The following is a 24,120-nucleotide window of genomic DNA, read 5'->3' as shown; positions in this document are numbered from 1 at the left end:
GGTCAGGGAAAAACGGCAGTCATTATTGGAGCTGGAGTTGCGGGTCTCACTTCTGCTTACGAACTGCTAAATAATGAAGATATTAATTTAAGTCGTTGTGTCATTCTGGAAGCTAATGATCGTATTGGTGGCCGTTCTTACACCGTTCGTCCCGGAAATGTTATTAAAGAGGATAAGTATGGCTTTCAGAAGTGCAAATTTGAGAGTGAAGCTGGAGAACCCTATCCTCCCTACCTCAATGCAGGGCCTGGGCGAATTCCCTCCTCCCATAAGCTGCTTTTGAGCTATATGAAAAAGTTCGCGGTGCCAATGGAAGTCTATGTGATGGCGAGCGATTCCAACCTGACATACGTACAAAACCATTTTGGAAACCAATCAGTGCCCTACCGTCAGCCAGCTTATAATATGCAAGGGTGGGTTGCTCAAGAACTTTACCAACAACTTTTAAACCCTGATAATTTTCCCGATATGTCTGCTGGAGATATCGAAAAATTCAAGCAGTTTCTACAGGTGTTTGGAAATCTAAACGAAGAGGGTATGTATGAGGGTAGCGATCGCGCAGGTTACAATGTTTTACCAGGAGTTGGACCAGGGGAGATTACAGAGCCTCAATCTCTCCAAGAACTGTTGCGATCGGAGTTTTGGAGCAAAACACGTTTCTATCAACCCATAGACTTTCTGTGGCAACCTACATTGTTTCAACCTGTGGGAGGAATGGATAAAATTGTCTATGCATTCAAGGAACAATTAGAACCTGACGCAAGGAGTGAAATACAACTGAATGCTGTAGTTGAAAATATTGAGTACATCAATGGAAAGTATTCCATCTCTTATAAACAAGAGGAAAGAACCTACACAATAGAAGCGGATTACTGCTTGAGCAATGTCCCCATGCCTCTACTTCAAGGGGTATTGCAGCCAAATCATTTTTCGCCGAGCTTTCAAGCCGCGTTAGATGCAGTGTACAAAGCCCAAAATGTAGGAGTAGAAGAGCAGGATGGATACCGTCGCAAGTTTCTAGCAGACACAACGAAAGTTGGTTGGCAGGCAGAACGTCGTCTATGGCAAGAAGCAGAAGGTGCTGGTGATGTTCCTATTTATGGGGGTATCTCCTGGAGCAGCGACGAAATAGCTCAAATCTGGTATCCTTCCGAGGAATACCACGCAGAGTTAGGCGTGCTTACTGGAGCTTACAATTTTAGTGCTGTTGCCCAAAAATGGGGCGATCTGGAACCTGAGAAGCGCCTTGAATTAGCTAGGGAGGGAGGGCGAAACCTTGGAGGTGATGACTTCGCTGATGGGTTGAAGCATGGTCTGGCTATTGCCTGGCAAAATATACCTCACCAAAAAGGTGGATGGGCACAATGGAGTACCGTTGAGAATAAAGAAACTCACTTTAACACCTTGGTTAAGGGCGACCAAAATTTTTATATTGTTGGCGACCAGCTTTCTCACCTAACGGGTTGGCAAGAGGGTGCAGTTGCTTCGGCTCTAAATGCAGTCTGTCAGCTCTGCGATCCAATGTATAGCGTTCCTGATATTGACCTCCTTCCAGATACGCGCTTGACTGTGGAAGGTGCATTTTGGGCAACTCTGCCTGCTTATGTCCGATAACTTTAGCCTAAGAGCTAATAAAGGTCGGTAAGTGATAATGACCTACCTATCTCAAAGAATCGTTGGTGACAGTAATAATTGGACAAGTTATATAAGTTCTTTGACTTGAATGCTAACTCGTCTATTTATTTCCAGTATTTATTGCTGGATTTGATCAGATGACGCTCAACGACATATAGCGTTACTGCGTAAGTCCTGAAAAAGTTATCCACAGGACTTACGCAAAGACACTATTTATAGAGTTCAATAACTATTGTCCAATAGTTTTGAGAGCTATATATAGCGTTACTGCGTAAGTCCTGAAAAAGTTATCCAGTTGAAAAATTCTGAATTTTGCTTTGGAAACGTCTTATTTTTATGACCAACAGACAACAGAAGTTTGAGGAAATCAAATAAAAGAAGAACTTCGTTATCTGGAGTCGTTTCGCACTTGCGGGATAACTACCCCGTAGGGAAGCGATCGTTGTTCAATTTCAGTGAAGTAGGAAAAACATGACAAAAATTTACAAAATTTTCCCTAGTATTGGTATTGCTCGCTTGGGCAATAGCCCCGATGAATATTTCATCGGTCCAGAGGCTCCTGGCATTGTTCCCCCAGGAAAATATCGGGATAATGAAGGCCAAATTAAGCGTCAGGGTGCCCGTTTCCGAATCTATGAGTATGAGGTAGATCAATATGGCGAGGCAACTATCCAACGTGAAGTTACAGCTAATGATGCGACAATTAATTGGTCTGTGCATCTAGTTAACAGCAAAGCAGCAGGTAAAAGATTTCCCTCGCGCTTAAACCAAGATCGTAATTCTGGATACGATCGCGACGATCTAACTATTGATGGGGGCAAGTATACGATTAGTGGAAAACATCAAGCTGTTGGTCCTTTAGAAGGTGATATTACTTTTATCGAAGAAGCTAAGATAAAGGCGAGTGCGAATGTGAAACTCGGCGATCTTAAAACAGATGATGTAGGGCGTCTTATTGTATTAGGAGGTCATGGAAAGTCCGCCTCTCCCTTGGGCTCTGAAATGGTCAGCTTTGCCAACAATGATGGTTGGTACGATGACGTATCTGACGGTCCTGTGACTGCCACTATTAAGATTGGCAACGAAACGTTCGATGCAACCCCAGCTTGGGTGGTTGTGGCGGCACCAGCCTATGCCCCAGGGATAGATAATATGATGACCTGGTACGATCAAGCTGTCAACGTTGACGCTAGTTATTTTCATCCGCATCAGAAGTTGGCTCGTCCCTCCTTTACGAAAGACATCTATCCCATCCTGAAGCGAACTGTGTTTCTTCAATGGGTGAGTCCATCTGCTCGGGGCGGACATGGTACCGGTACTGGGGGAGACTTTATAGCTAAAGTAAGTCAGCTCAACGATAATTCTGACGAAAACAAACCACAGCGCGAAAGAGTTTTTGACCGTCTAATTAAGCCAAATAGCTCTGCCCCGGAACCGCAACAACTGGCATCCTATCCTACAAATATGCCAAAGTTGTTTTCAGGAGTCGAGCCTAGTAATCCCTTAAGCGCGTATATTTTCCCATCTTTGACCCAACACCAATATCTGCAAATGGAAAAATGGAAAGATGGAGATTTTGATGCGGATTGGCCAGGCTCAGAGCCTGACCCAATACCCTTCGACAAGCTTCCACGAGAGCAGCAACCCCATGCTCTCACCCAAGCCGCCTTGGAAGCCTGCATTGGCGGGCCATTTTTCCCTGGTATTGAGACCACCTACCTGATGACCTTGCCTGAAACCTACAGCGCTCCCTTTCGGATCGATCCCAGCCACAAACCGGGCTATTTGACAGAAAATATGGCTTTGCCCTGGCAAGCTGATTTTAACGATTGCGGTAACTTTTGGTGGCCTGCCCAGCGACCCGTTTCCGTCAAGGTGGGTGACAGTTTCAAGGACTATTCCAGGGGAATTATTGGTTATTCCGGGATGGTGAAGCACTGGTCCGATCTAGGTTTCATTGTTGAACAGGGTAACGAATACGTTGAAACAGAACGCCGACCTATCAATGGAGAATCCTAACTCAGAAATAACCCAAGTCCTAATCTCATAGGGTTGGCAAGGGGAAACTTTTTCCATGGATACGTCATTTCAGTTATCAGTTATCACTACCTCAATGGAATAGGGAGGCTTGAAATACTGAATCGTTTTTTTTAATCCCCTTGAAAGGGGAGGCTTGAGACCTTATTTTTTGGTCAAATACTCCCCTTTCCCCTTGCCAAGCAAATTTCTCCGCCAGACTTGCTTCTATTGCTACTCATGTCAAACATTATTACCTCTACCATTCAGTATTATTTAACAAACTTTTGGTGTCGCCTGACCCATAGCTTCCGTCCCAAAGCCCCAACCAAACCAGACTATAGCGATATTTATACCTCCCCCAAGTACCAGGTCAAAAAAGCAGGAGAATGCAAGCAGGGATCTTACATTGAAACTTATGTGCCAGAAACGCCGTTTTTAGGAGAAAATAGCCAACCAAAAGCAGTAATATATTTACATGGTTTTGACTTAGGAGCCTCGGAAATTTATCGCTCTCACCTGGAACATTTAGTTAAACAAGGCTACTACGTCTTTTATCCCAACTTTCAAACGGGGTTTTGTTCTTTCCCAAATTCGGCCTGGAAAACCGCCCTCGAACTGGCAGAGGAATTGGTTGGCGATGGTTTGATTGATTCCCAAGAGAAATGGCTGAAAAATGCACTAAAAAGCGTTAGCACCGCCTACCAAGCAGCTAATTTAGCGAACGTTCCGGTGGATACTTATCTCTTTGGGCATTCTTTAGGTGGGTTGTTTGCCCTGAGTTGGGCTTATTATATTGAACAAGAACATCTTCCTGAGAACCTGTTACCCCAGCAGGTACTTGTGGCTGATCCGCTTCCCAATACCAATGTCGCTAATATACCGGGGCCATTGGGGGATTTGATTAAGAAAATTACCGATGATGTGGATGTTCAAGTAACTGGGGCTGCCTTAACGATGCCTGTGGCTATTTTGCATGGCGATGATGACTGGGTTGTACCTAAAGATGAATGGAAGCAACCATTTACTTATATTAAAACAGAACAAAAGAAAATGTTCTTGTCTTTCACCGACGATCGTGGCTGTCCGGGTATGTATGCGAACCACGAACAAGCGACGGTGAATACTAGCTTTTTTGATACGTTTTTGGCTCTAACAGTTCTCGACGGCGTAGGAGTGGAAAATGATTTGAATTGGCGTTACATCTGGTATGGCCTCGATCGTGTCATTCGCTATGGGGAGCGAGCCGACTTGCTCAACTTCGATATGGGTAATTGGTCTAATGGTCAACCCGTGCATGGGATTGAGGTTTTTCTGGATTCAAGTAATCCTTAAGGGAAAAAGCGATCGCTTTCCCAACTCGACTTTTGAGCGATCGCCTCCTAACTCAGCTTAAAGGCGATCGCGAGAATGTATTTTTCGAGTCACGGGGCGATTTTTAATGTTTTTAGATTTTTGTAGATTTCTGGGAACGGCTAACTTAAGCTTAGTAGAACAGACTACAGTAAAAAATCAATTAGTAAATACCAACAGATAGTTTATATGACAGAAAACAGTAATGACAACACCATTGTCCGGGCAGCTATCCACCCCGGTATTGGCATCGCCCGCGTTGGTAACAGCGAAAACGAATATTATTTTGCCCCAGAAGTTACCGATCCACCAGCTCAAAAACCAGGCTTTTACCGCGACAGCACCGGAGCTTTGAAGCGTGAAGCAGCTCGTTTTCGCATCTATGGTTACAATGCTACCGGAGAAGTAGTTCGGGAGCTGACAACAGAAAATGCAGAAATAACCTGGTCTGCTCATCTTGTCAACCAAAAAGCAGCTTGGTATGAGTTTCAACTAGCTCTAGACATCCCTGAAGCTATAAAAGCACTCCCAAGTAAGCGGCGAAATGCTGAGGTTAAAGGGCCAGCTCGACAGCTGCTAGTTATTGACCCAGGTAGCATCTCTATTTCTGGAGCAAATACACAAGGCTGCAATTATTTCTTTGATAAAGGAAAATTCTTCAATAAGCAAGTTTACCTCGGCGAGCTCAGAACTGATGAATGCGGTCGATTAGTAGTATTAGGAGGACGTGGCAAGTCGGAATCAAAGGATGGTACCCCAGCTACAACCTACGCGAATAACGAGGGTTGGTACGACGATACCAGTGATGGACCGATAACTGCAACAGTTACAATAGACGGTCAGTCGATTCCTGTCGATCCTGCCTGGGTTGTTGTGGCTCCGCCTAACTATGGACCGATGCAAAAATCAGTGCGAACGATGTACGATTTGATGACAGATGTCTATATTCAGGCAGGCAGAATGCCATTACCAGAAACTATTTCTTTCACTCAAGATATCCTCCCCATTTTCCTGCGCATGAGCAATCTGGAGTGGGTGAATAAAGGCTTTGCAGCTCAATTTGGTTGGGAGAGTCCCTATTATTTTCAAGACTCAAAATGGATCGAAACTCTAGCAAGTACATCCGACTTGCAAAAAGAGCTACGCCAGCAACTCGCTAATATGTTTCGCGAATATCATCGGGACGGCAAAGCCCCCCAACCCTGGCCTTGGCTGTATGGGGATGCGATGAACGTACCTCCAGCGAATACACCACGTCAAAACGCCAAGTTGACGGATACGCAATTAAATATGCTACAATGTTGGGCAGATGGTAATTTTATTAACGATTACAATCCCACTGCCACTCCTCCCGCTTTCATCCAAGAAGTACCTCTAAATGAGCAGCCAGCAATGCTCGATCGCGCTGCTTTGGATTTTTGTCTGGCGGATGCTTTCCACCCCGGTTGTGAAATGACTTGGCCGATGCGTCATGCAACTATGTATATGTCTCCGTACCGGATTCGGCATCGTCCAGAGAGCGAAAAACCGATAGATTATGGCTCGCAATTGACTCCAGTAGTTTGTCTGTCGGAAGTCGGACCTCTATACGCACAAAGTCCTGGGGACATCACGCGCTGGATGGCGGTTCCTTGGCAAACCGATACTGCTAGTTGCAAATTTGCATACTATGCGGGTTACGGGAAAAAATACGATCCTTATCTGCCTACATTTTGGCCGGCACGAGTTCCCAATCAAGTGCTATCTCGACCTGATTACGATATTGTTATGGATCAATCTCGATCCCTAGAGGTACGGCGTCAGGCATTTTACAAGCGCTCTAACTGGTTTCGGACTTTAGGTAACGGGAACAATGAATCAAAGCTCAATAATATGATTGCTTATTTTGATCGCATGGGTATTGTTGAGGTTTTTGACGGTCCCACAGATGTTTCAGATTTCCCAGCAAAAATACAAGTTGAAGTACGAGATTTAGATGCACCTGAAGCAGATGAAACAATTGATTTGGCTGGTGCAGACCCTCTTGCTACCGTCAATGAGTTCGACGAATACATCGAAAAAATAAATCGTTTTCCTCAGGGGTTGTGATTAAAACTAAAGATAGTTATATCAACAGGACTTATATCATGTCCGGTAGCATCGATATTGTATAGAGAAGGTAAGGAAGAAGGAAGAAGTAGGGGCGATTCGCGAATCGCCCCTACAAGAGAAGGAAAAACCTTATATGGCGCTAGATATTTCCCCAACTTTATACACAAACGATACCAACGGACATGATATTACGCAAAACATGAAATTATACACCATTTGTAGGGGCGTTAGCGCAGCTTTGCGCCAGCAAACGGCCGTTTGCTTCGCATACTTCGTAACGCTCCTACCAGATATAGTGGTTCTGCGTAAGCCCCGATCGAGTTATAAATAGAGGCAATTCTACATAGGTGCGATCGCTATGTCAAAAAACTGTAATTAAGTGTATGAGAAATTTCCAGCCTCACAATAATCTGCCCTGAGAGGGATATCAATATTGGCTTATTCAGGTATGGTCTCAGGGTGTTTTTTTACAACAATTAATCTGATTAAAAATGAAACTTTCTAGTGAATATGATGTAGCCATTATCGGTGGAGGACCTGCGGGTTGCGCCACTGCTCTCGCTCTCAAACAACAAGGAATTTCCAAAATTTTGGTTGTAGAGTCTGGTCGTTATGAAACTGTTCGCATCGGCGAGAGCATTCCACCAGATACCCGTCTTCTTCTGGACGAACTGGGAATATTGGAGGATTTTCTTCAGGAAAACCACGAGACCTGTTTTGGTAGTTGCTCTTCCTGGGGAAGTGACACCCTGGGATACAATGACTTTTTGTGTAATCCCTATGGTAACGGCTGGCATTTAGACCGGAGGCGTTTCAATGCTTTTCTAGCCCAGAAAGCAATGGAAAGGGGGGTAGAGCTGCTTTGTGGGACGAAAGTTCGGAATTGCGATCGCACCCATCCTGAAAGCTTCCAGTTACAGCTTATGGGAGAAGACAAGCAAACACGAGCGGTAACAGCAAGTTTTTTAGTAGATGCAACCGGAACGCGAGGCAGTTTTGCCAGAAGTTTGGGAGCGAGAAAACTTTTTCTCGACCGACTGATTTGCGCGATCGCTTTTTTCGACCTTCCTCCTGACTCCCATTTTTCCAAACTAACTCTGTTAGAGGCGGTAGAATATGGCTGGTGGTATGTAGCCAAGCTTCCTAACAATAGGTTAGCAACGGTAGTAGCTAGCGAACCATCAATTATCAAAGATACTGGACTGCACCGGATGGAAAACTGGCTGGCCTACCTGAAAGAAACCAAGCACATCTCAAAAGAATTGGCCGATTGTTCTGCGATCGACAGCCTTTCAGTCTCTTCGACACCGCAGGCCAAAGTACCGAAGATAATGGTTTGCACTGCGCCTTCATTCCGGTTAGACCAGTCTACAGGAAATGGCTGGCTGGCTGTAGGAGATGCGGCTTCGGCTTTCGATCCGATTTCCTCCCAGGGTATTTATAAGGCGCTCTGGGACAGTCTGAAGGCAGGGAAGGCTATTGCTTCCTATTTGCATGGAGATAGTGGGGGTCTGGAGGAGTACGAATCTCTGATTGCCTCTCGATTTGATAATTATTTGACTCAGCGCAATTACTTCTACCAAATGGAACAACGATGGCCTGCTTCTCCTTTTTGGCAGCGACGTCAGGAAAGAACTGGCTTGGAAAAGGCCAATCTTCTTGCTTATGCGTCAATCTAAAAAAGAGGGAGTCAGAAAATTATGGTGAGTCACGTCTAGTATTTAGGGCTTGCTGATTAAATATCCAAGTCTTTATAGATAAAGGTAATTGCCTTTTTAAGTATCAAAAAGTTCGAGGTTTTAAGTGGTAATTGTTCAATTAGGAGCGGATTTTGGTCAAGATTTGGGTAGAAAAATTAAGGGACAAAACTTAGCTCCTACCTCCTGTAAATTCCGATTTCTCCTGTCTTCCCTCCTCCTGGGAGGGGTTAGGGGTGGGTTGGGAGGGGAGGGGCGAGGGGTGGATTGTCTCCTACCTCTACTAAAAGACTTTATGAGCGCAAACCCTATTTAGAAAGCAAAAAAACAGTGGAAACCTAAAGTTCACCAAAAGTAGCTTTAAATTCAAGCGATTTCAAGGCTGCTGTTGAGAATGAGTTACAGACTGTGGGAGCGTGATTCTCAGCGTTCGCGCAGCGTTGCATCACCAAAGCAGGAACTAAGCTGCCAGAGCTGCTAATATCATTTTGGGTAAGTTTAGCAGAACTGCAAATCTGCCCTATCTTTCTTGACCAAAAAATCAGGTCTCATATCATGTCCGGTAGCATCGGTATTGTATAGCAAAGGTAGGGAATAGGGAATAGGGAATAGACAGAAAAACTTAAGAAAAAGCAAGAAAAAAACTTAAATTCCCTGTAGATATTTACGCTAACTTTTACACAAACGATTGCGTTCGGACATGATATAAAGCCTCCCCTTGGCTGCGCCGGGAGCAACCGCTCTACAAGGGGATGAAAAAGCGGTCGTTTGCGGAGCATGACCTAGGATGGGATGGCTCCGAAACCTGCGCCATATCCAATGGACCAAGACAGCGGTCGTAGCGGAGCTTCCCGTAGGGTGGGATGGCGCAATTCGGAGCGGCTCTGATAAGAGCGGGTCCCCTCCCCATATCCAATGGACCAAGACAGCGGTCGTAGCGTAGCTTCCCGTAGGGTGGGATGGCTCCGAAACCTGCGCCATATCCAATCGACCAAGAGAAAATCAACTTCAATATTTCAAGCCTCTGCCTAAAGTCAGAGGTACTGATAACTGATAACTGATAACTGATATCATGTCCGTTTATATCGTTTGTGTAAACCCAAGGGTGAATATCTACAGGAAATAATGGTTTTTTTCTTGCGAGGGTAGCCTTCGGACCTCTTCCCTCTTCCTTCTTCCGATGTAGTCGATGAGGATATCGCTATCCCTCACCTCTACTCCAAAACCGTACATGAGAGTTTCCATCTCATACGGCTCCTAACATTGCAGGATTCTTCAAGGTTGGTTACACCTATTCTCGCACCTAATATTTCAAGGTTTGTCAACGCTTGTTGGCCTCGGTTTTCACTACTCTTTGGCTTGGATACCTGGAGATTTTTCACGGGCATGAGTCTCCTACTCTCGACTTGAGCCTACTTACCCCGGCGAATGCGTTTTGGCTTAATACAATTTCGGTTTCACGGCTACCTGCAGTGCCTCCCCACGTCTGCATATCCTGAACATTACTCCAGGCTTGCTTCGCAGGAGTTTCCTTATCCCTAAAAGACATTGGTTAAACTTTTCCTACTCAGAGGTTAAGGTCTGAGAGTCTTAAGGGGGTTACTTCGTTCCCTAGTATCATTTCTCGTTACATTTAGGCTCCTAGTGTCGTCCGACCTCCAACTAGATGTGATAACGCCGAAGAACTACGTTACCAGTTATGTGAGGTTTCCCGTTTTGGGTTTGGTGTATCAGGCTTAATTTCACCAATCGAAGATGACGAGCGGTTATACTAGATTGACTGTGCGTTAACCTTATGTAACTCCCTTGGCCACGATAACCAGAAAAAACCTTCTAGTTTTAAGGCTTTAAGTCCATGCACTGAGAGACCAAGTTGTTACCTTGGAATCCTGAACTTCAGAGTCACTCTACATCCCAGAGGGCAGGAATTCAACCTGCATGACTACTAGAGTTATCCCTTTTTTGAGACTGGCTAACTTACATAGAAGCTTGTTTAGCCAAACGAATCGCACCTCTTCCTTCTTCCCTCTTCCTTCTTCCTTCTTCCTTACCTTTGCTATACAAGACCGATGCTACCGGACATGATATAAAATGACATACTCCCAACGTTGCGCTTGCGCGACATGACGAACGCAGGATTCTTCAGCCAGAGAAACCCTGACCGCTGTTTCGTGTGAGGTGATGTCTTCCCCCTGTGTTTTGTTGACCTTGATTACAACAAAATATCTCCTACTTGTCAAAGGGAGCGGAACGTTTTATTTGTGGAGGTATCCGACTATTGACCCTGGCTTTCCCATAGGACGCTCCTTTTCAAGAGAGCGCGGGACTTCCCGCCAGGAAAGTTAAACAATTTGTAAACCAATGTAAATGCGACGATGGCCGCTCCAAGGAGGATCGAACAACATGACTAATGGAAACGAAAACATTGATATTGCTATCGTAGGTGGCGGAGTATCGGGAGTATATTGTGCTTGGCGGCTCAAGCAAAAGTTCCCCCAGAAAAAGATCGTTCTCTTCGAGGGTAGCAACCATATTGGCGGGCGACTGCTTTCAGTCAAGCCGCCCGGTATTAATAATATGGTTGCAGAGCTGGGTGGAATGCGCATTCTCGAAAATACGCAATACCGGATTGTGGCTCTCATTAAGAAACTAAACAGGCAACTAGCTCCCAACGATAAGATAGAACTCTACGACTTTCCAGTTGACGAGCCACAAAATATTGCCTATTTGCGGGGCTTCTACCTGCGGCTTTCCTATTTTACCGACCAACCCGATAAGGTGCCCTATAACCTTTCCTTTCTGGAACGGGGCATAAAACTTGGCGGTATTATCGTCAATGCGATCGAGCAAATTGTTCCCGGTATTACAAGCCCCGATCTCAGTGAAGAACAGCGCCGAGACATGGCACGGGAGGCGAAATTTGCTGGAAGGCAACTTTACGAGCAGGGTTTCTGGAACGTGCTGGCGCGCATCATCACTGGGGAGGCTTACGAACTCAGTGTCGATGCCGGTGGCTACAATTCTACTCTGACGAACTGGAACGCAGCAGATGCAATTCCTTGGTATCTCTCCGATTTTGGTATTGACCCAGAATACAAGGGCTTTAAAAAGGGATTTCAGCAGGTGCCGGAGTCTGTAGCGATGCTTTTTAAGGATATTGGAGGTGAAATTCGCCTCTGGAGCAAGGTGGATGGTTTTGAACGGATTGGCGACCAGTTCCTGTTGTCAGTTAAGGGGGAAACGATCGCTGCCGAGTCATTGATTCTCGCCATGCCTCGTCGCTCCCTAGATCTTTTAGCCCCCAACAGCCCAATGCTTCGGGGAGACAAAATTCAGTCCCTTATCTCCAGCGTTACGCCACGTCCTCTTTTCAAGTTATTCACAACCTATACTTCCCCTTGGTGGCGTGCTGCTGGCTATACAGATGCTGAAGGGAATTTCGTACCCGTTGAGTCCGGACGAACCGTGACCGATCTGCCAGTGCGACAGACATACTACTGGCCGAAAGATGACGGCACTCCCGCAACAGAAGGTCCATCTATGCTGATGGCTAGCTACGATGATGGCACAAATGTGGGTTTTTGGGATGGTCTGCGCCCGCAGCGACGTCAGGCATGGAAAAAGGGTTTGGAAATCGCAGAAATTATCAATCCATTTCAGGGAGAATGCAGCGAGGAAGAACGGAAATGTAATCCTTGGTTTCAATACCAAGCGCCGAAACCGATGGTTGCAGAAGTTGCACGCCAACTCGCGAAAATCCACGATCTCAGCTACACGCCAGAAGTTCAGAATGCCGCATTTCGCGACTGGGGCGACGACCCGTTTGGCGGCGGTTGGAATAGTTGGAACATTGGCGTCCAAAGTTCGGAAGTTATTCCTAAGATCGTCAAACCTTTGGAGGATTGCCCTCTCTACATCTGCGGCGAAGCCTATTCAAATTCCCAGGGTTGGGTAGAAGGCGCGTTAGAAACTGCTGACTTGGTGCTGGAGAAGTTTGATATCTGCCCGCTATAGAGCGCAAGTTGAGATCATTTTGTCTGATGTCTTGGGGACAGGGCGACCGCTTCAACTTCAATAGCATGGTCTTGTTCCTTTGAGCGATCGCCAATAACTAATTTTAGCATTCGGCCTTTTGGGATTTTGAAAAAGCGTCTCGCTTCTTTTATGGAAGCGCGGTCGCTTTTTTTTATGGGAGCGATTCTCCTGCGCGCCTTGGAGCAATCTCGCCTTTTTTTGAGCCTTCTGAGTTATTAGGAGGGCTTTATATAGAATCCGGTTATATAGTATATGTTGATAATTCTATAATTACTAGAAGTATGGAACTTTTTATATTCAGTTTATCTCCTAGTTATATCATGTCTGGATAATCAGTTATAAAAAAACTTTCTTCCTCTTCTCCTGTTCTTCCTCTTCCTTCTTCTTTCTTTCCTCCTGAATCCTGACTCCTGACTCCTCCATCGTTATTTATCAGTATTCAACCGGACATGATATTATTGGCTCTTATTTGCATCAATTTACTGAAATTGTCTGCTGAAATTCAAGAAAATTTATTCACATAAAATAGCCGAAACCATTGCCTGTTACCCACAAATCGACCCGTCCCCGCGTCCCCGCGTCCCCGTGTCCTACCCCACCAACCAATTTTTTCAGCAGACCCTAAATAGCGGGCCTGGGCAAAAAAGGTGGTGTTTTCAGGCAAAAAAAATGGCAAAAAGGTGGATTGATAAATCCTTTGATTTATGCATTCGAGGAAAATTCGAGCAAAAAAGGTGGAATTGGGTTGATTGACAAATTGTACGACTTATATGATGTCCGGATAAGAGCGATCTGGAAAAAACTTATCATAAGTGCTTCAACAGTAAATCTTTCTATTTTCCCTACTCCCCCACTCCCCTACTCCCTTACTCCCCCACTCCCTATTCCCTACTATCTTAATTATAAGTATTCAAACGGACATGATATTATGCAGGTAAACCAAAAAAAGGTGGTGTTTTGAAGCCAAAAAAGGTGTTGGGAGTTGACCCTAGGGATTTGGCGTACTATATGCTATAGTGGATGGCAAGGATAACGAAAACCAGCCCTAGCTGCTGGGTCATATCAGTTATCAGTTATCAGTTATCAGTACTTCTGCCTAAAGTCAGAGGCTTGAAATATTGAAGTTGATTTTTTTCTTGGTCGATTGGATATGGCGAGGAAACCCGCTCTTATCAGAGCCGCTCCGAATTGCGCCATCCCACCCTACGGGAAGCTCCGCTACGACCGCTGTCTTGGTCGATTGGATATGGCGAGGGGACCTCGCCATCCCATCCTAGGTCATGCTCCGCAAACGACCGCTTTTTCATCCCCTTGTAGAGCGGTAGCTCGCGGCGCAGCTAAGGGGAGGCTTGAGACCTGATTTTTTGGTCAAAAATTATGATGTCTCCCCGTGCAAAACGGGACAATATAGGGACGGAGCTGCTACGGGAACCGCCTCGGGCTATCTAATAGCGCAATTTTGGCGGCAATGGGAAGAAGGTCGAGACCCGCTCTAACGGCTTATAGCTGAACCTCGACCGCTTATAGCTGATTCCTGACCGAGTAGCACCGATCGCTATTTGTCTGATTTGAGGGAAGATATTTAGTCTGTAAGCCCCTCATGTTTTTGATGAATCGGGACTTACGCAAAGACGCTACTTGTATAGTGCCGCACCGCGCACCGGAAACTACATGTAGCTTAAGAACCGACTTGAAAGCGTAAGTCCAGTGAATGTAAAGTCTTGCTGAGTTAAACGTTCTAGGAGGAAAGCAATATCGTGGTTCAAAAAATTATTAGGTGGCTGGGGCTTGTAGCGGTAGTAGTTACGGGATGGCTCCTACTGCCTAGCGCCTTTTGGCAGTATGTCTTTTTTCTACGCATACCTCTGCTCATGGGCGTATTGCTGATTGCGCTCCCTTTCCTCGCAACAGGTGCCCTGAAATCTATACTCAAGAATCTTTTTGTCCTGCGTAACGCTGTTCAAATTGCGTTGACAATTTTGGGTGCAACTGTGGCGGGAATGGCCGTAACCTTTGTCGTTGCAATAATCCTTGGTGGTGCGCCAGCTCGTTTTGGGGTTCCGGAACTGCCAGGAGTTTTTTATTCTAAAGTTTGGTATAAATATGTGTTAGTGATCGCCCTAGCATTACCGACCACCCGGACAGTATTTAAATTATCCAAGGAAGAAATGGATAATAACAAAAGAAGGTCTGGATTGTTTTTTGGGGTGTCATGTGGCCTGATCTTTTTGTTTCTTTTCAAACTGACTCGAAACTTTCTCTCGGTCGATAAAGTTCCCGGTCTTAATGAGGGGTTGGTGAAAGCAGTTTCCTTTTTGACCAAACACTCTTCCAAAGCAGCAGGCTATATCGATAATGGTATTTTAAACGACAATCATTTTGACGCTCTTGTTTTTTTCATCGTTCTTTTTGCTATCTATATGATCGCATTTAAGCTTTTTATGCCAAGTTCGTTGCCCCCCGATCAGAAGAGAGAAGAACCGCCAGCACTTTTATATGTAATGTTGTTAATTTCCGTATCGGTGCTTTTGTTGGGCTGTCTTACCTTCTTCTTCGATTACTCGCGTATTTCTGTCTTGTTCTTCTGGGTGCTGATTGCTGTAGCGCTCTATAGGCTTTTGAATGTCGATCACTATTTTACATTAAAGGACGCTCCAGAACAGCCAGAAGAGCAAAAAAATTTGACGGCCTTATTACAAAAGCGTCTGGACAAACAAGATCTGGAAGAGCCTCTTGCAAAACAGACTGTAGTTGTTGTCTGTGCTAGTGGAGGTGGAATTCAAGCCGCTGGATGGACGGCTCAAGTATTGATTGGCCTGCAAGAAGAGTTAGGAGAATCATTTACTAAAGCAATTGGATTAATTAGTTCCGTTTCTGGTGGCTCAGTAGGTGCAATGTATTATCTGGATCGCTTTACAGATAAAGGTTTTCCACCGGCTTCAGAATCAAAAGAAATATTTGAGGGCGCTACCGCCAACAGTTTAGATGCAGTAGGTTGGGGATTAGCCTATCCTGACTTGTGGCGCATGATTTTCCTCCCGTTCCTACCAGACATTCTCACTCCCAAAATCAGAGATCGAGGTATTGCAATAGAGAAGGACTGGCAAGGACGTATGAAAACCCCAGAGTCTCCAAAAACCTTAGCCGACTGGCGAGCGGAAGTTGAAGAAGGTAATATTCCGCTCCCTGTATTGAATGCTACTTTGGTTGAAAATGGCTTGCGGTTGCTAATTACACCAGCGAAATTTCCTAATCCCGATCAGAAAAAATTCTTCGACTTTAATCGTCTTTATCCAGGAAAAGATATTGATGTTGTCACAGGTGCAAGACTTTCTGCCACGTTCCCTTACATATCTCCCATTTGTCGAGCCGACGATCGCGTCGCTGATGGTCAAGATCCCAAGATAGAAAATTATCACGTCGCTGATGGTGGCTATTTCGACAATTCTGGTTTTGTGACAGCATTAGAATGGCTTGAGGACCTTCTTCGTGAAAAACCTACCCAAAAAGGTGAAGAAACTACCCCAGAAATCAAAAGAATTCTGATCTTACAAATCAATTCTTTTCCTGAAAGCAAACTTAAAGAGCAACCTAAAAAGGAAAAGAAGCGAGGTTTGTTTATGGCAACTATTGGTCCGTTGCTAGGCTTATTCAAGGTTCGCAAGCCAATTCTTACTTCCCGCAATTTAACTGAGGTAGAATTGTTGCAGGAATGGCAGAACGCAAGGGAAGTCCATAAAAAGGTAGAAATTAAATATTACCCCATCTTCTTCTCATTTTATAGCGAAGAAGGTGAATACGAACCACCACTCTCATGGAAACTAACAAAGAAGGAAAAGGACGCGATCCGAAAAGGCTGGGAAGAGATAGTGGGAGACAAGGAAGGCACAATTGAAAAACTTAAGAATCTTTGGCTAGATAAATGGAATATGAAATAAACACCAAGCATATTGTCTAAGAGCGATCGCGCTCTTGCGGCTTAGTAACCCGATGAGATCAGCCGAAATCTTGGTTTCCTATATCTCAAGAAAAACGATTGCTCTGTCACTTTCTACAATAGCAGGCAGAGCGATCGCTTTTTAAGGTGGTGTTTTCTGGCCAAGTTTGATTGTGGGATGGAAAGGACGAGAAGGAGCGATCACTACTTTGGTGGGATCGACTTTTCCCTTGCGTAATAGTTTGGGTGCAAAAGTAGGTATTGCCCAAACTCCCAAGGGTGCTGTGACTAATATGGATAGAGCAGCGATATAGCTGCCACACTTAGTCCCCCAAGGCCCTCAATTGAGACAGTCCATTTTATGGTCAATTGACATCTCCAGGGGTTGAAACACCCTGGATTCTGTGGTTAGTCCACCCCCATTTGGGACGGGGCGAATAAATGTGCGGAATTTATTTCCGCACGCAGCCCCTCATAAATCCACATTTGCTTAAAGCCTGAAGGGCAGACTCCTAAACTCCTCGGCATAGACAGAAATCTAGCTGTGAGTTTACTTTTTTTTTATTAGCTTTCACGAGTGGTTTTACTCGCACTGGTTGGAGCAATCTTCTCGCTGCTCTAGCTGCCTACTTGCTTTTCGGTGCCGAATGCGGAGCTAACAGCCGTCGTAGGAAGTTAATTCCCCGTCTCCTGTCCACCGGAATTTCACCGCAAAGCACGGTCATGTCATGGCGACAAACCTTGTTCCTTATTCCTCTATTATACCAGACTTTTACTCCGCTTTATTACCCGCGTGTCGTTATTCAAACAGCCGTTAAAACGGGCGCTGCGTACTTCCTCCCGACGCTTTTTAGGTTTGATTGTAGGCCCAAGCTCCTAAAGGTGCTGTGACTAATATGGATAGGGCAGCGATATAGCTGCCGCACTTGCTCCGAATTGCGCCCTTGTTCGAGACAGCTTGTTTTCTAGTCAAGTTTGATAGTGGGAGGGACAGCAGGAGAAGCTATTGTCCCCCTAACAGAAGTAAGAAGTCGGGCAATTTATTTTTTTTGGAAAAAAGAGTCAGAAAATCATGGTGAGTAACGTCTAGTATTTGGAAAGCAAAAAAATAGTGGAAGTATAAAGTCCAATATTTATGCCTACCTATTTAACCTAGGGGACATCCCATTCTGGAAAAAGGAATCTCAAAGATTTGAAGATTCCCCGTCCCTTGCCCGTTGCCCTATTTCCCACTCCGGGTTCCTGACTTCAAGGGAGCAAATTGCTCCCGAACTATCCACCTAATCAAGTATTCACTGATATGTACAATATCTTTGCTATTCCAAAATCAATCAAGTCTTTGCTTGAAAACAATGATGCCCAATCGCGCCTCAAGGATCTAAAGGAAAAGATCGATAAGCGAGAGAAGATATCCCCAGACTTGTTTCGTGACTTACCCTCTCACATTACCGACCTAGAATACATTCGTCATGTGATATTGACATCCTTATTTTTAGTAAGGCTCAATCAAGGAGCGCGCCTGACTCTGCCGCTACTCGACGACGAAAAACTCAGCAAGCAGAATGCCCTACCCTATCAGTTTTGGGGTTTGTTATACGAGAATTGGCAACCTGAACCGGAGGAAGGAACCACGGTATTTCTCACTGGTTATCAAAACCGGGGCCCAGATAATCGTAAAAAAAGGATTTACTATTCAGCTCTTACCCCTGATCTCTATCCCTTCAACTATCAGAAGAAGGTGGTTGGCTATTTCGACAATCTATTGAGCGAGACCAACGTCGGCCAACCACTGATGAGCAAGTACCTAGATAGCTATTTCAACCTCTATTGGGACTTACATCTTGGTGTTACGGGCGATGATATTCCGGATTATGTCACGAAGATAGGGACGAGTTTTAATACAGTCCTTGCCTATGTAGATCCGCTCCAAGAAATCACGTATGAAAACTACATGAACGTGCGCCAAATACGCCCTGAATTAGAGAAATGGATCGCTCAAAAGGTCAACGATATCGCCGAGGATAATATAAGCGATTCCGACAAGACTTTTGTATATTACTGGCTTGAAAATAGTAATGGTGGCAAATCTCCATATTTTAAACGCGACGATATTATCTTCGAGTGCTTCCACAACTTTGTTGCCTTTAGTCAGTGGGGCAATACTATTTACAACATCATGTCTTTGCTCAGTACAAACGCGGGCAATCCTGTTGTCAAATCCTGGTTTGAAAAAACAATGAGCGGCGACTATGACGAAGCGAATGGCGAGCCGTTTACCCCCCTTGATCGCTTCGTGATGGAGTTATTCCGCACAATTTCGCCCAACAGTGGTAGCATATCCAAGGTGGAGGAAGTGCGAGAGCCTATTTACGATAGGTACAACTACTATGTTACTCCGCACAAGGAAACCAGCGAATATTATGTAAATTGGAAAAAACCGACGATTTTTAACCCCGATCGCTACATAGAAGTACCGACCAGCAACGAAGTTAACGCCGAGAAATGCGAGGAAATCGGATTTGCCCAATGCCCCTTCCACAAGACGGGATTCCTGGCTAAGGATGGTCGAGATACTAACATCACCAATAGCACATTTGGTACTGTTTACAACGTTACCGACGACCAAACATTTCCTGTGGCTGACTATGCCGGCTACGCGCCCTTCGGTTTCGGATACCGTCGCTGCCCTGGCGAACTTTTCACCATTGATGTCATCAAGGATTTCCTCCGCAAAGTATGGAACGATGGCATCCAGTTTGAGAAACTGGATATAGCAGACCCGAAAAATGTTCCTGTAGGGCCGGCGACAGTAGTTCCAGACGTCTTCGGATTTACTTACCGATAGTTGTAAAAAGCGCTAAAAAGCAGTTTTTATAGCGGTTCTCAAATTGATGTGACATCTGGGGCGAAGCAACGAGAGTGCGGGGTTCTGGTAGGGGCTAAGAGATAGTCGCTCTTGTTGCTGTCACCCCTACGTTTCCTTGATTACGCTTATTTGAGAAACGCTATATCTATCGGCGTTTTCCCAGAGTTGGGTAGAAGGCGCGTTAGAAACTGCTGATTTGGTGCTGGAGAAGTTTGATATCTGCCCGCTATAGAGCGCAAGTTGAGATCATTGTGTCTGATGTTTTGGGGACAGAGCGATCGCTTCAGCTCCAATAGCATGGTCTTGTTCCTTTGAGCAATCGCCAATAACTAATTTTAGCATTCGGCCTTTTGGGCTTTTGAAAAAGCGTCTCGCTTCTTTTATGGAAGCGCGATCGCTTTTTTTATGGGAGCGATTCTCCTGCGCGCCTTGGAGCAATCTCGCCTTTTTTTGAGCCTTCTGATATCATGTCCGTTGGTATCGTTTGTGTATAAAGTTGGGGAAATATCTAGCGCCATATAAGGTTTTTCCTTCTCTTGTAGGGGCGATTCGCGAATCGCCCCTACTTCTTCCTTCTTCCTTACCTTCTCTATACAATATCGATGCTACCGGACATGATATGATATCATGTCCGCTTGAATACTTATACTTTGGAGGAAGGAAGGCAGAGGGCAGAAGGCAGAAGGCAGAAGGGTTTGTGTCAATTGAAACTTAATTCTATACACAAACGGTGCTACCGGACATGATATGAGTTATTAGGAGGGCTTTATTTGTATGGGCCGTTTTCGCTGCCTGCTATTTGTTTCGGGATTGGGCGAAAAATAGCAATTTTCCTACAGCGCTTTTCATATCAAATCCGTTTAATTCGGTATAAAAAATGTTTCATCTTCAACGATTACCAAATATTTCTCCATCCCCCCATCCCCCCATCCCCCCATCTCCCCATCTCCCCATCTCCCCATCTCCCCATCTAATTACACCGATGCTAGTTGAGAGGAATGTAAACTGCTGAGTGCGTGGGCAAATTTTTGTATTTCTTTACAAAATGTAGGTGGAACTGGCATAGGGAGAGTTACTGTGAAATATCTGAAATGGAACCACACTAGGCACAGAGTTCACAGAGGGTCTATAGGCGCACACCTTTCCCATTATTCAATAATCATAGCATATTAAGAAAAAGCCGTTCTGCAAAAAAAAAAATTCAGAAAATCCTCGCTAGCATCGTCTGTAAGATGTAGGCAAAAAGGGCGTTCTCATAAAACAGAAGACTGAAAATGCCTTTAACCTACACATTGTTCTATTCTTAACGGAAAAAAAGATGAAAAAGATATTGGCAACAGTAGCGGCTATATTGGCCGTGTTTGTTATGGCTGTCTCTCCTGCTATGGCAGCAGAAAAAGCTGTCGGCTTATTTCCCGCTTGTTATAGCATTGGCTCCAACCTTTTAGGGGCTCCACACTTTGACGTTCGACTGTTAGTTGACCCCGTCAGGGGTAAGGTAACGGGTGAGGGTGAAATCTTTCAAGCCGTCAGTCCACCCCTAGACATTCAAACAGAATTATTGGGTGCTTACAAGAGCGGAAAGATTGCTAATGAAATTAAGGCTACTGGTTATCCAGATATTGACTGGCCGCCTCAGGCAGGAATTGGTCCTGTTATTCCGTCCAATGTGGAACTGCGGATGTTGCTCTCCAAAGACAATCAGTCTGGTGCAGCTATCTACGGGTATCGCGAGGGATTTGACGACTTTAAATTTGTTGGACCAGTTCCAGCAACATCGATTCCTTGCTTTGAATAAGACAAGAAGACGCTCGACCTCAACCAGCTATATTATTCAAAGAACAAGGGAGGAAACTTAAGTCGAGTACGATAGCAGAACTTGTAGGTTAGGTCGAGGAGCGATCGCCCTTTTTCTCAAAAGCGATCGCTTCCTTCCTCTAACAAAAACGATTATTTCTCAGGGGGTGAAGTATCAACAGCAGCTAGCAATACAATACGACGAGCGATCACTTCATTCCAATATATGGTGATAATGGTATGTCTATCAATCATGTGAGTCGTCTGTTAAATATAAGTCCCCTACTCTTCATAAATGGCGAGACCAATATTTACTAACAGGTTCAACAGTCCCATTAACCAGTGTACCTCCTCCTCAAGTATCTAAAATTAAAGACTGGGAATAATTTGAGAAATTTGTGGATACTAATTATGATCAAACTCATGGGTCAAATGGCTGCCAACTGGGGAAATTGTAGTCGTTTTACTATTAGTAGAAGTTTAAAAAAACTTGGTTTGACTCGAAAAAAAAGCGAGTGCCTAATTCCGAGGTCTCATCGGAATGAAAGAGGCACTCAAGACAAACCTATGGTTATCAAGAAAGAGAAGAGTTTGCCTGAAAACTGAATCAAATAGACTCAAAAAATATTAGACATCTCCAGAAAATAAATCAACAGCTCCCAAGGGTACTGTGACTAATATGGATAGGGCAGCGATATACCGCCAACGCCCTTGTTCGAGACAGTTTGTTTTCTAGTCAAGTTTGATAGTGGGAGAGACAGCAGGATAAGCCATTGTCTCCCTAACAAAAGTAAGAAGTCAGGCAATTTATTTTTTCGGAAAAAAAGTTCAGAAAATCATGGTGAGTAACGTCTAGTATTTGGAAAGCAAAAAACGGTGGCATTAAAAAAGTCCGCCACGCAACCCCATTGTAATCTATGGAAACCCTTTCCCTATTAGAGAAGGGGGAGAATAGCTGTGCCTTTCTCTCCTTGTATAAGAGAGCTTGGGGAAAAGCTCTACATTCTCTAATAGTCTATCTATGCCAGGTTGCAATCTTCTATAAAGTCAGGAAGCATCTCAAAAATACCTATCTGTATCAAAAGCACAAAACCAATTTCATTTTTTATGACCTCCAGAACTACAAATACAAGACGAAACTTAATGGAAAATGCTGCAACAGAGAACGATCGCTCCCATCTAATCTCTCAGTTTTGGCAGCAATGGCAAGAAAGTCGAGACCAGCTTTATCGCTGCTGTCTCAAGATAATGAATTCTAACCGAATGGATGCGGAGGATGCTCTGAGTCAGGCAATGGTAAAAGCTTGGGAAAAGGTGCAAAAGTTTGGAGAAAAAATTACTAATTTAAAGGCTTGGTTGTATCAGGTAACTCGTAATTTTTGTATTGATCTTATTCGCCAACGTTCTTGTGCTGCTGTGGGTGTTGAAAGTATTGAATGGGTGGGTAATACTGAGGAAGTTATTACTACAGGAACGGTTGAATGTCCAGAGTCTGTTCTGGAGAGAGAGGAGATATCCGATCGGATACGAGGAGCGATCGCTGAGTTACCAGAAAAGTGTCGAGAGACGTTTATTTTGCATTTTTATCGGGAGCTTTCTCATAAAGAAATTGCCGAACAGCAAGGGATATCTTATGATAATGTCTGCAAGCGGATATCTTTGGCGCGCAAACAGCTTAAAGAGAGGTTGAGCAGCTATTTTCGAGAAACTGATGGGAAAGTCAGGGAGACAAGGGAGGTTAAGAAAGAAAGGGAAACACCTGAGTTTGTGGAGGGTTATGTTGAACTAACGGAACTCGCGAACCAGACTCTTGAGGAAACAGGGATGGTATCAGCAGAAGAGTGTTTTGAGGAAGTAAAGGCAGAAATACCTGAATTTGTAGATGGTTCTGTAGAGTCAAGGGAACTTGTAAGACATACTATTACTGAAGTTGTCGAATGCACTAGAGAGTTATTGAGATATGACTACCTCTGGCGATCGCTTTTGATGTCCCCCAAGAAAATATTTAGGCTGCCTGTTTTATTGCTGAGTTGGATACAGGATAATACTACAGATGAGTTCATAAATCCTTTTATTGAAAACATCAAATTATCTTTTATTGCTCATTGCTCATCAAAGTATATTCGGCAAATGTGGGATCGGACATTGGGGGATACGGGAGGGGCGATCGTGACTTTTTTTTGAGTAAAAATTCAGAAAGTGGTGACCAAAATCGTGTTTAAGGTGCACAAACGAGTAATAAAGGATAATCCTATGAGCAAAATGATTGGTAATGTTGCAAAACATTCAGGAAAGGGAGCGCAATTTTGGGCTTATGTATCACCACAAAATGATACAGAAAATGTAGTTACTAAATGGACAGTAAAGATTGAAGCAATCGATAACAATTGGGCAGGTATTATCACATCTGACAATCCCCAGCAAATACTACAAACACCCAATTTATCAGGAATATTTAAAGTCACAGTAACAGCTTCAGGAGTTAAATTTTCTGAAAAGAATCTCAGCCCAACTTCCGATAGCAAATCCGACATTGGTTGTAACTCTAACTGTGCTCCTATGGTAGGTATTGTGGCGACAGCAGATGGAACTGATGCCAATTATTGGACAGTATGGGACGCTCTTTGTTAATTCAGATTCGTTGTGGGATCAGAAAAACCCTGCTGATAAAGTTGTCCTGGCTAATCTTATTG

General features: G+C 44.4%; 13 protein-coding genes. 12 read left to right on the top strand and 1 reads right to left on the bottom strand.

Annotation, left to right across the window (positions count from 1 at the left end):
• From SAGCYANO_RS30645 to SAGCYANO_RS30625, 5 genes are all read left to right on the top strand, one after another.
• On the top strand, positions 1-1,614 hold a 1,614-nt coding region (locus tag SAGCYANO_RS30645; protein WP_202223520.1), incomplete at its 5' end, for an FAD-dependent oxidoreductase.
• Between the two features lie 492 nt (positions 1,615-2,106).
• A complete protein-coding gene (locus SAGCYANO_RS30640) occupies positions 2,107-3,654 on the top strand; it encodes a LodA/GoxA family CTQ-dependent oxidase (RefSeq protein ID WP_202223519.1) in 1,548 nt (515 codons plus the stop codon).
• Positions 3,655-3,891: 237 nt separating this feature from the next.
• A complete protein-coding gene (locus SAGCYANO_RS30635) occupies positions 3,892-4,986 on the top strand; it encodes an alpha/beta hydrolase (RefSeq protein WP_202223518.1) in 1,095 nt (364 codons plus the stop codon).
• A 207-nt stretch (positions 4,987-5,193) separates the two neighbouring features.
• Entirely contained in the window at positions 5,194-7,092 is a 1,899-nt protein-coding gene (locus SAGCYANO_RS30630; RefSeq protein WP_202223517.1) for a LodA/GoxA family CTQ-dependent oxidase, read from the top strand.
• Positions 7,093-7,586: 494 nt separating this feature from the next.
• The gene (locus SAGCYANO_RS30625) at positions 7,587-8,774 is read left to right on the top strand and encodes a tryptophan 7-halogenase (RefSeq protein WP_202223516.1); all 1,188 of its coding nucleotides are present in this window, start codon (positions 7,587-7,589) and stop codon (positions 8,772-8,774) included.
• A 1,995-nt stretch (positions 8,775-10,769) separates the two neighbouring features.
• Here the strand turns inward: SAGCYANO_RS30625 and SAGCYANO_RS48230 are convergent.
• Positions 10,770-10,898 carry a hypothetical protein gene (locus SAGCYANO_RS48230; RefSeq protein ID WP_255502761.1) on the bottom strand — a complete coding sequence of 43 codons (129 nt, stop codon included), beginning with the start codon at positions 10,896-10,898 and terminating at the stop codon, positions 10,770-10,772.
• Positions 10,899-11,195: 297 nt separating this feature from the next.
• On the opposite strand from SAGCYANO_RS48230, the gene SAGCYANO_RS30620 reads away from it, so the two are divergent.
• The 7 genes from SAGCYANO_RS30620 to SAGCYANO_RS30580 all read left to right on the top strand — a co-directional run bounded on the left by SAGCYANO_RS30620 (position 11,196) and on the right by SAGCYANO_RS30580 (position 24,058).
• Positions 11,196-12,806: an FAD-dependent oxidoreductase gene (locus SAGCYANO_RS30620; RefSeq protein WP_202223515.1), complete on the top strand. Its 1,611-nt coding sequence runs from the start codon at positions 11,196-11,198 to the stop codon at positions 12,804-12,806.
• A gap of 1,778 nt (positions 12,807-14,584) precedes the next feature.
• Positions 14,585-16,765 (top strand): hypothetical protein, encoded by a 2,181-nt coding sequence (locus SAGCYANO_RS30615; RefSeq protein WP_202223514.1) that lies wholly within the window; start codon positions 14,585-14,587, stop codon positions 16,763-16,765.
• Positions 16,766-16,937: 172 nt separating this feature from the next.
• Positions 16,938-17,078, top strand: a complete 141-nt coding sequence (locus tag SAGCYANO_RS30610; protein ID WP_202223513.1) for a hypothetical protein — start codon at positions 16,938-16,940, stop codon at positions 17,076-17,078.
• Between the two features lie 986 nt (positions 17,079-18,064).
• The gene (locus SAGCYANO_RS30605) at positions 18,065-19,609 is read left to right on the top strand and encodes a hypothetical protein (RefSeq protein WP_202223512.1); all 1,545 of its coding nucleotides are present in this window, start codon (positions 18,065-18,067) and stop codon (positions 19,607-19,609) included.
• A 1,387-nt stretch (positions 19,610-20,996) separates the two neighbouring features.
• Entirely contained in the window at positions 20,997-21,428 is a 432-nt protein-coding gene (locus tag SAGCYANO_RS30595; protein ID WP_202223510.1) for a DUF1842 domain-containing protein, read from the top strand.
• Positions 21,429-22,534: 1,106 nt separating this feature from the next.
• Positions 22,535-23,611, top strand: a complete 1,077-nt coding sequence (locus tag SAGCYANO_RS30585) for an RNA polymerase sigma factor (RefSeq protein WP_202223508.1) — start codon at positions 22,535-22,537, stop codon at positions 23,609-23,611.
• A 69-nt stretch (positions 23,612-23,680) separates the two neighbouring features.
• Positions 23,681-24,058, top strand: a complete 378-nt coding sequence (locus SAGCYANO_RS30580; protein ID WP_237396862.1) for a hypothetical protein — start codon at positions 23,681-23,683, stop codon at positions 24,056-24,058.
• Positions 24,059-24,120: the final 62 nt, after the last annotated feature.

The organism is Okeania sp. KiyG1 (assembly GCF_014132355.1).
Lineage (GTDB): Bacteria > Cyanobacteriota > Cyanobacteriia > Cyanobacteriales > Microcoleaceae > Okeania.
The sequence above is the reverse complement of the archived record's forward strand: the minus strand, read 5'-3'. Positions and strand labels throughout refer to the sequence as shown.

Coding starts and splice junctions, on each gene's coding strand:
- SAGCYANO_RS30640 (WP_202223519.1), top strand. CDS start 2,107: ATGACAAAAATTTACAAAATTTTCCCTAGTATTGGTATTGCTCGCTTG.
- SAGCYANO_RS30635 (WP_202223518.1), top strand. CDS start 3,892: ATGTCAAACATTATTACCTCTACCATTCAGTATTATTTAACAAACTTT.
- SAGCYANO_RS30630 (WP_202223517.1), top strand. CDS start 5,194: ATGACAGAAAACAGTAATGACAACACCATTGTCCGGGCAGCTATCCAC.
- SAGCYANO_RS30625 (WP_202223516.1), top strand. CDS start 7,587: ATGAAACTTTCTAGTGAATATGATGTAGCCATTATCGGTGGAGGACCT.
- SAGCYANO_RS30620 (WP_202223515.1), top strand. CDS start 11,196: ATGACTAATGGAAACGAAAACATTGATATTGCTATCGTAGGTGGCGGA.
- SAGCYANO_RS30605 (WP_202223512.1), top strand. CDS start 18,065: ATGTACAATATCTTTGCTATTCCAAAATCAATCAAGTCTTTGCTTGAA.
- SAGCYANO_RS30595 (WP_202223510.1), top strand. CDS start 20,997: ATGGCTGTCTCTCCTGCTATGGCAGCAGAAAAAGCTGTCGGCTTATTT.
- SAGCYANO_RS30585 (WP_202223508.1), top strand. CDS start 22,535: ATGACCTCCAGAACTACAAATACAAGACGAAACTTAATGGAAAATGCT.
- SAGCYANO_RS30580 (WP_237396862.1), top strand. CDS start 23,681: ATGAGCAAAATGATTGGTAATGTTGCAAAACATTCAGGAAAGGGAGCG.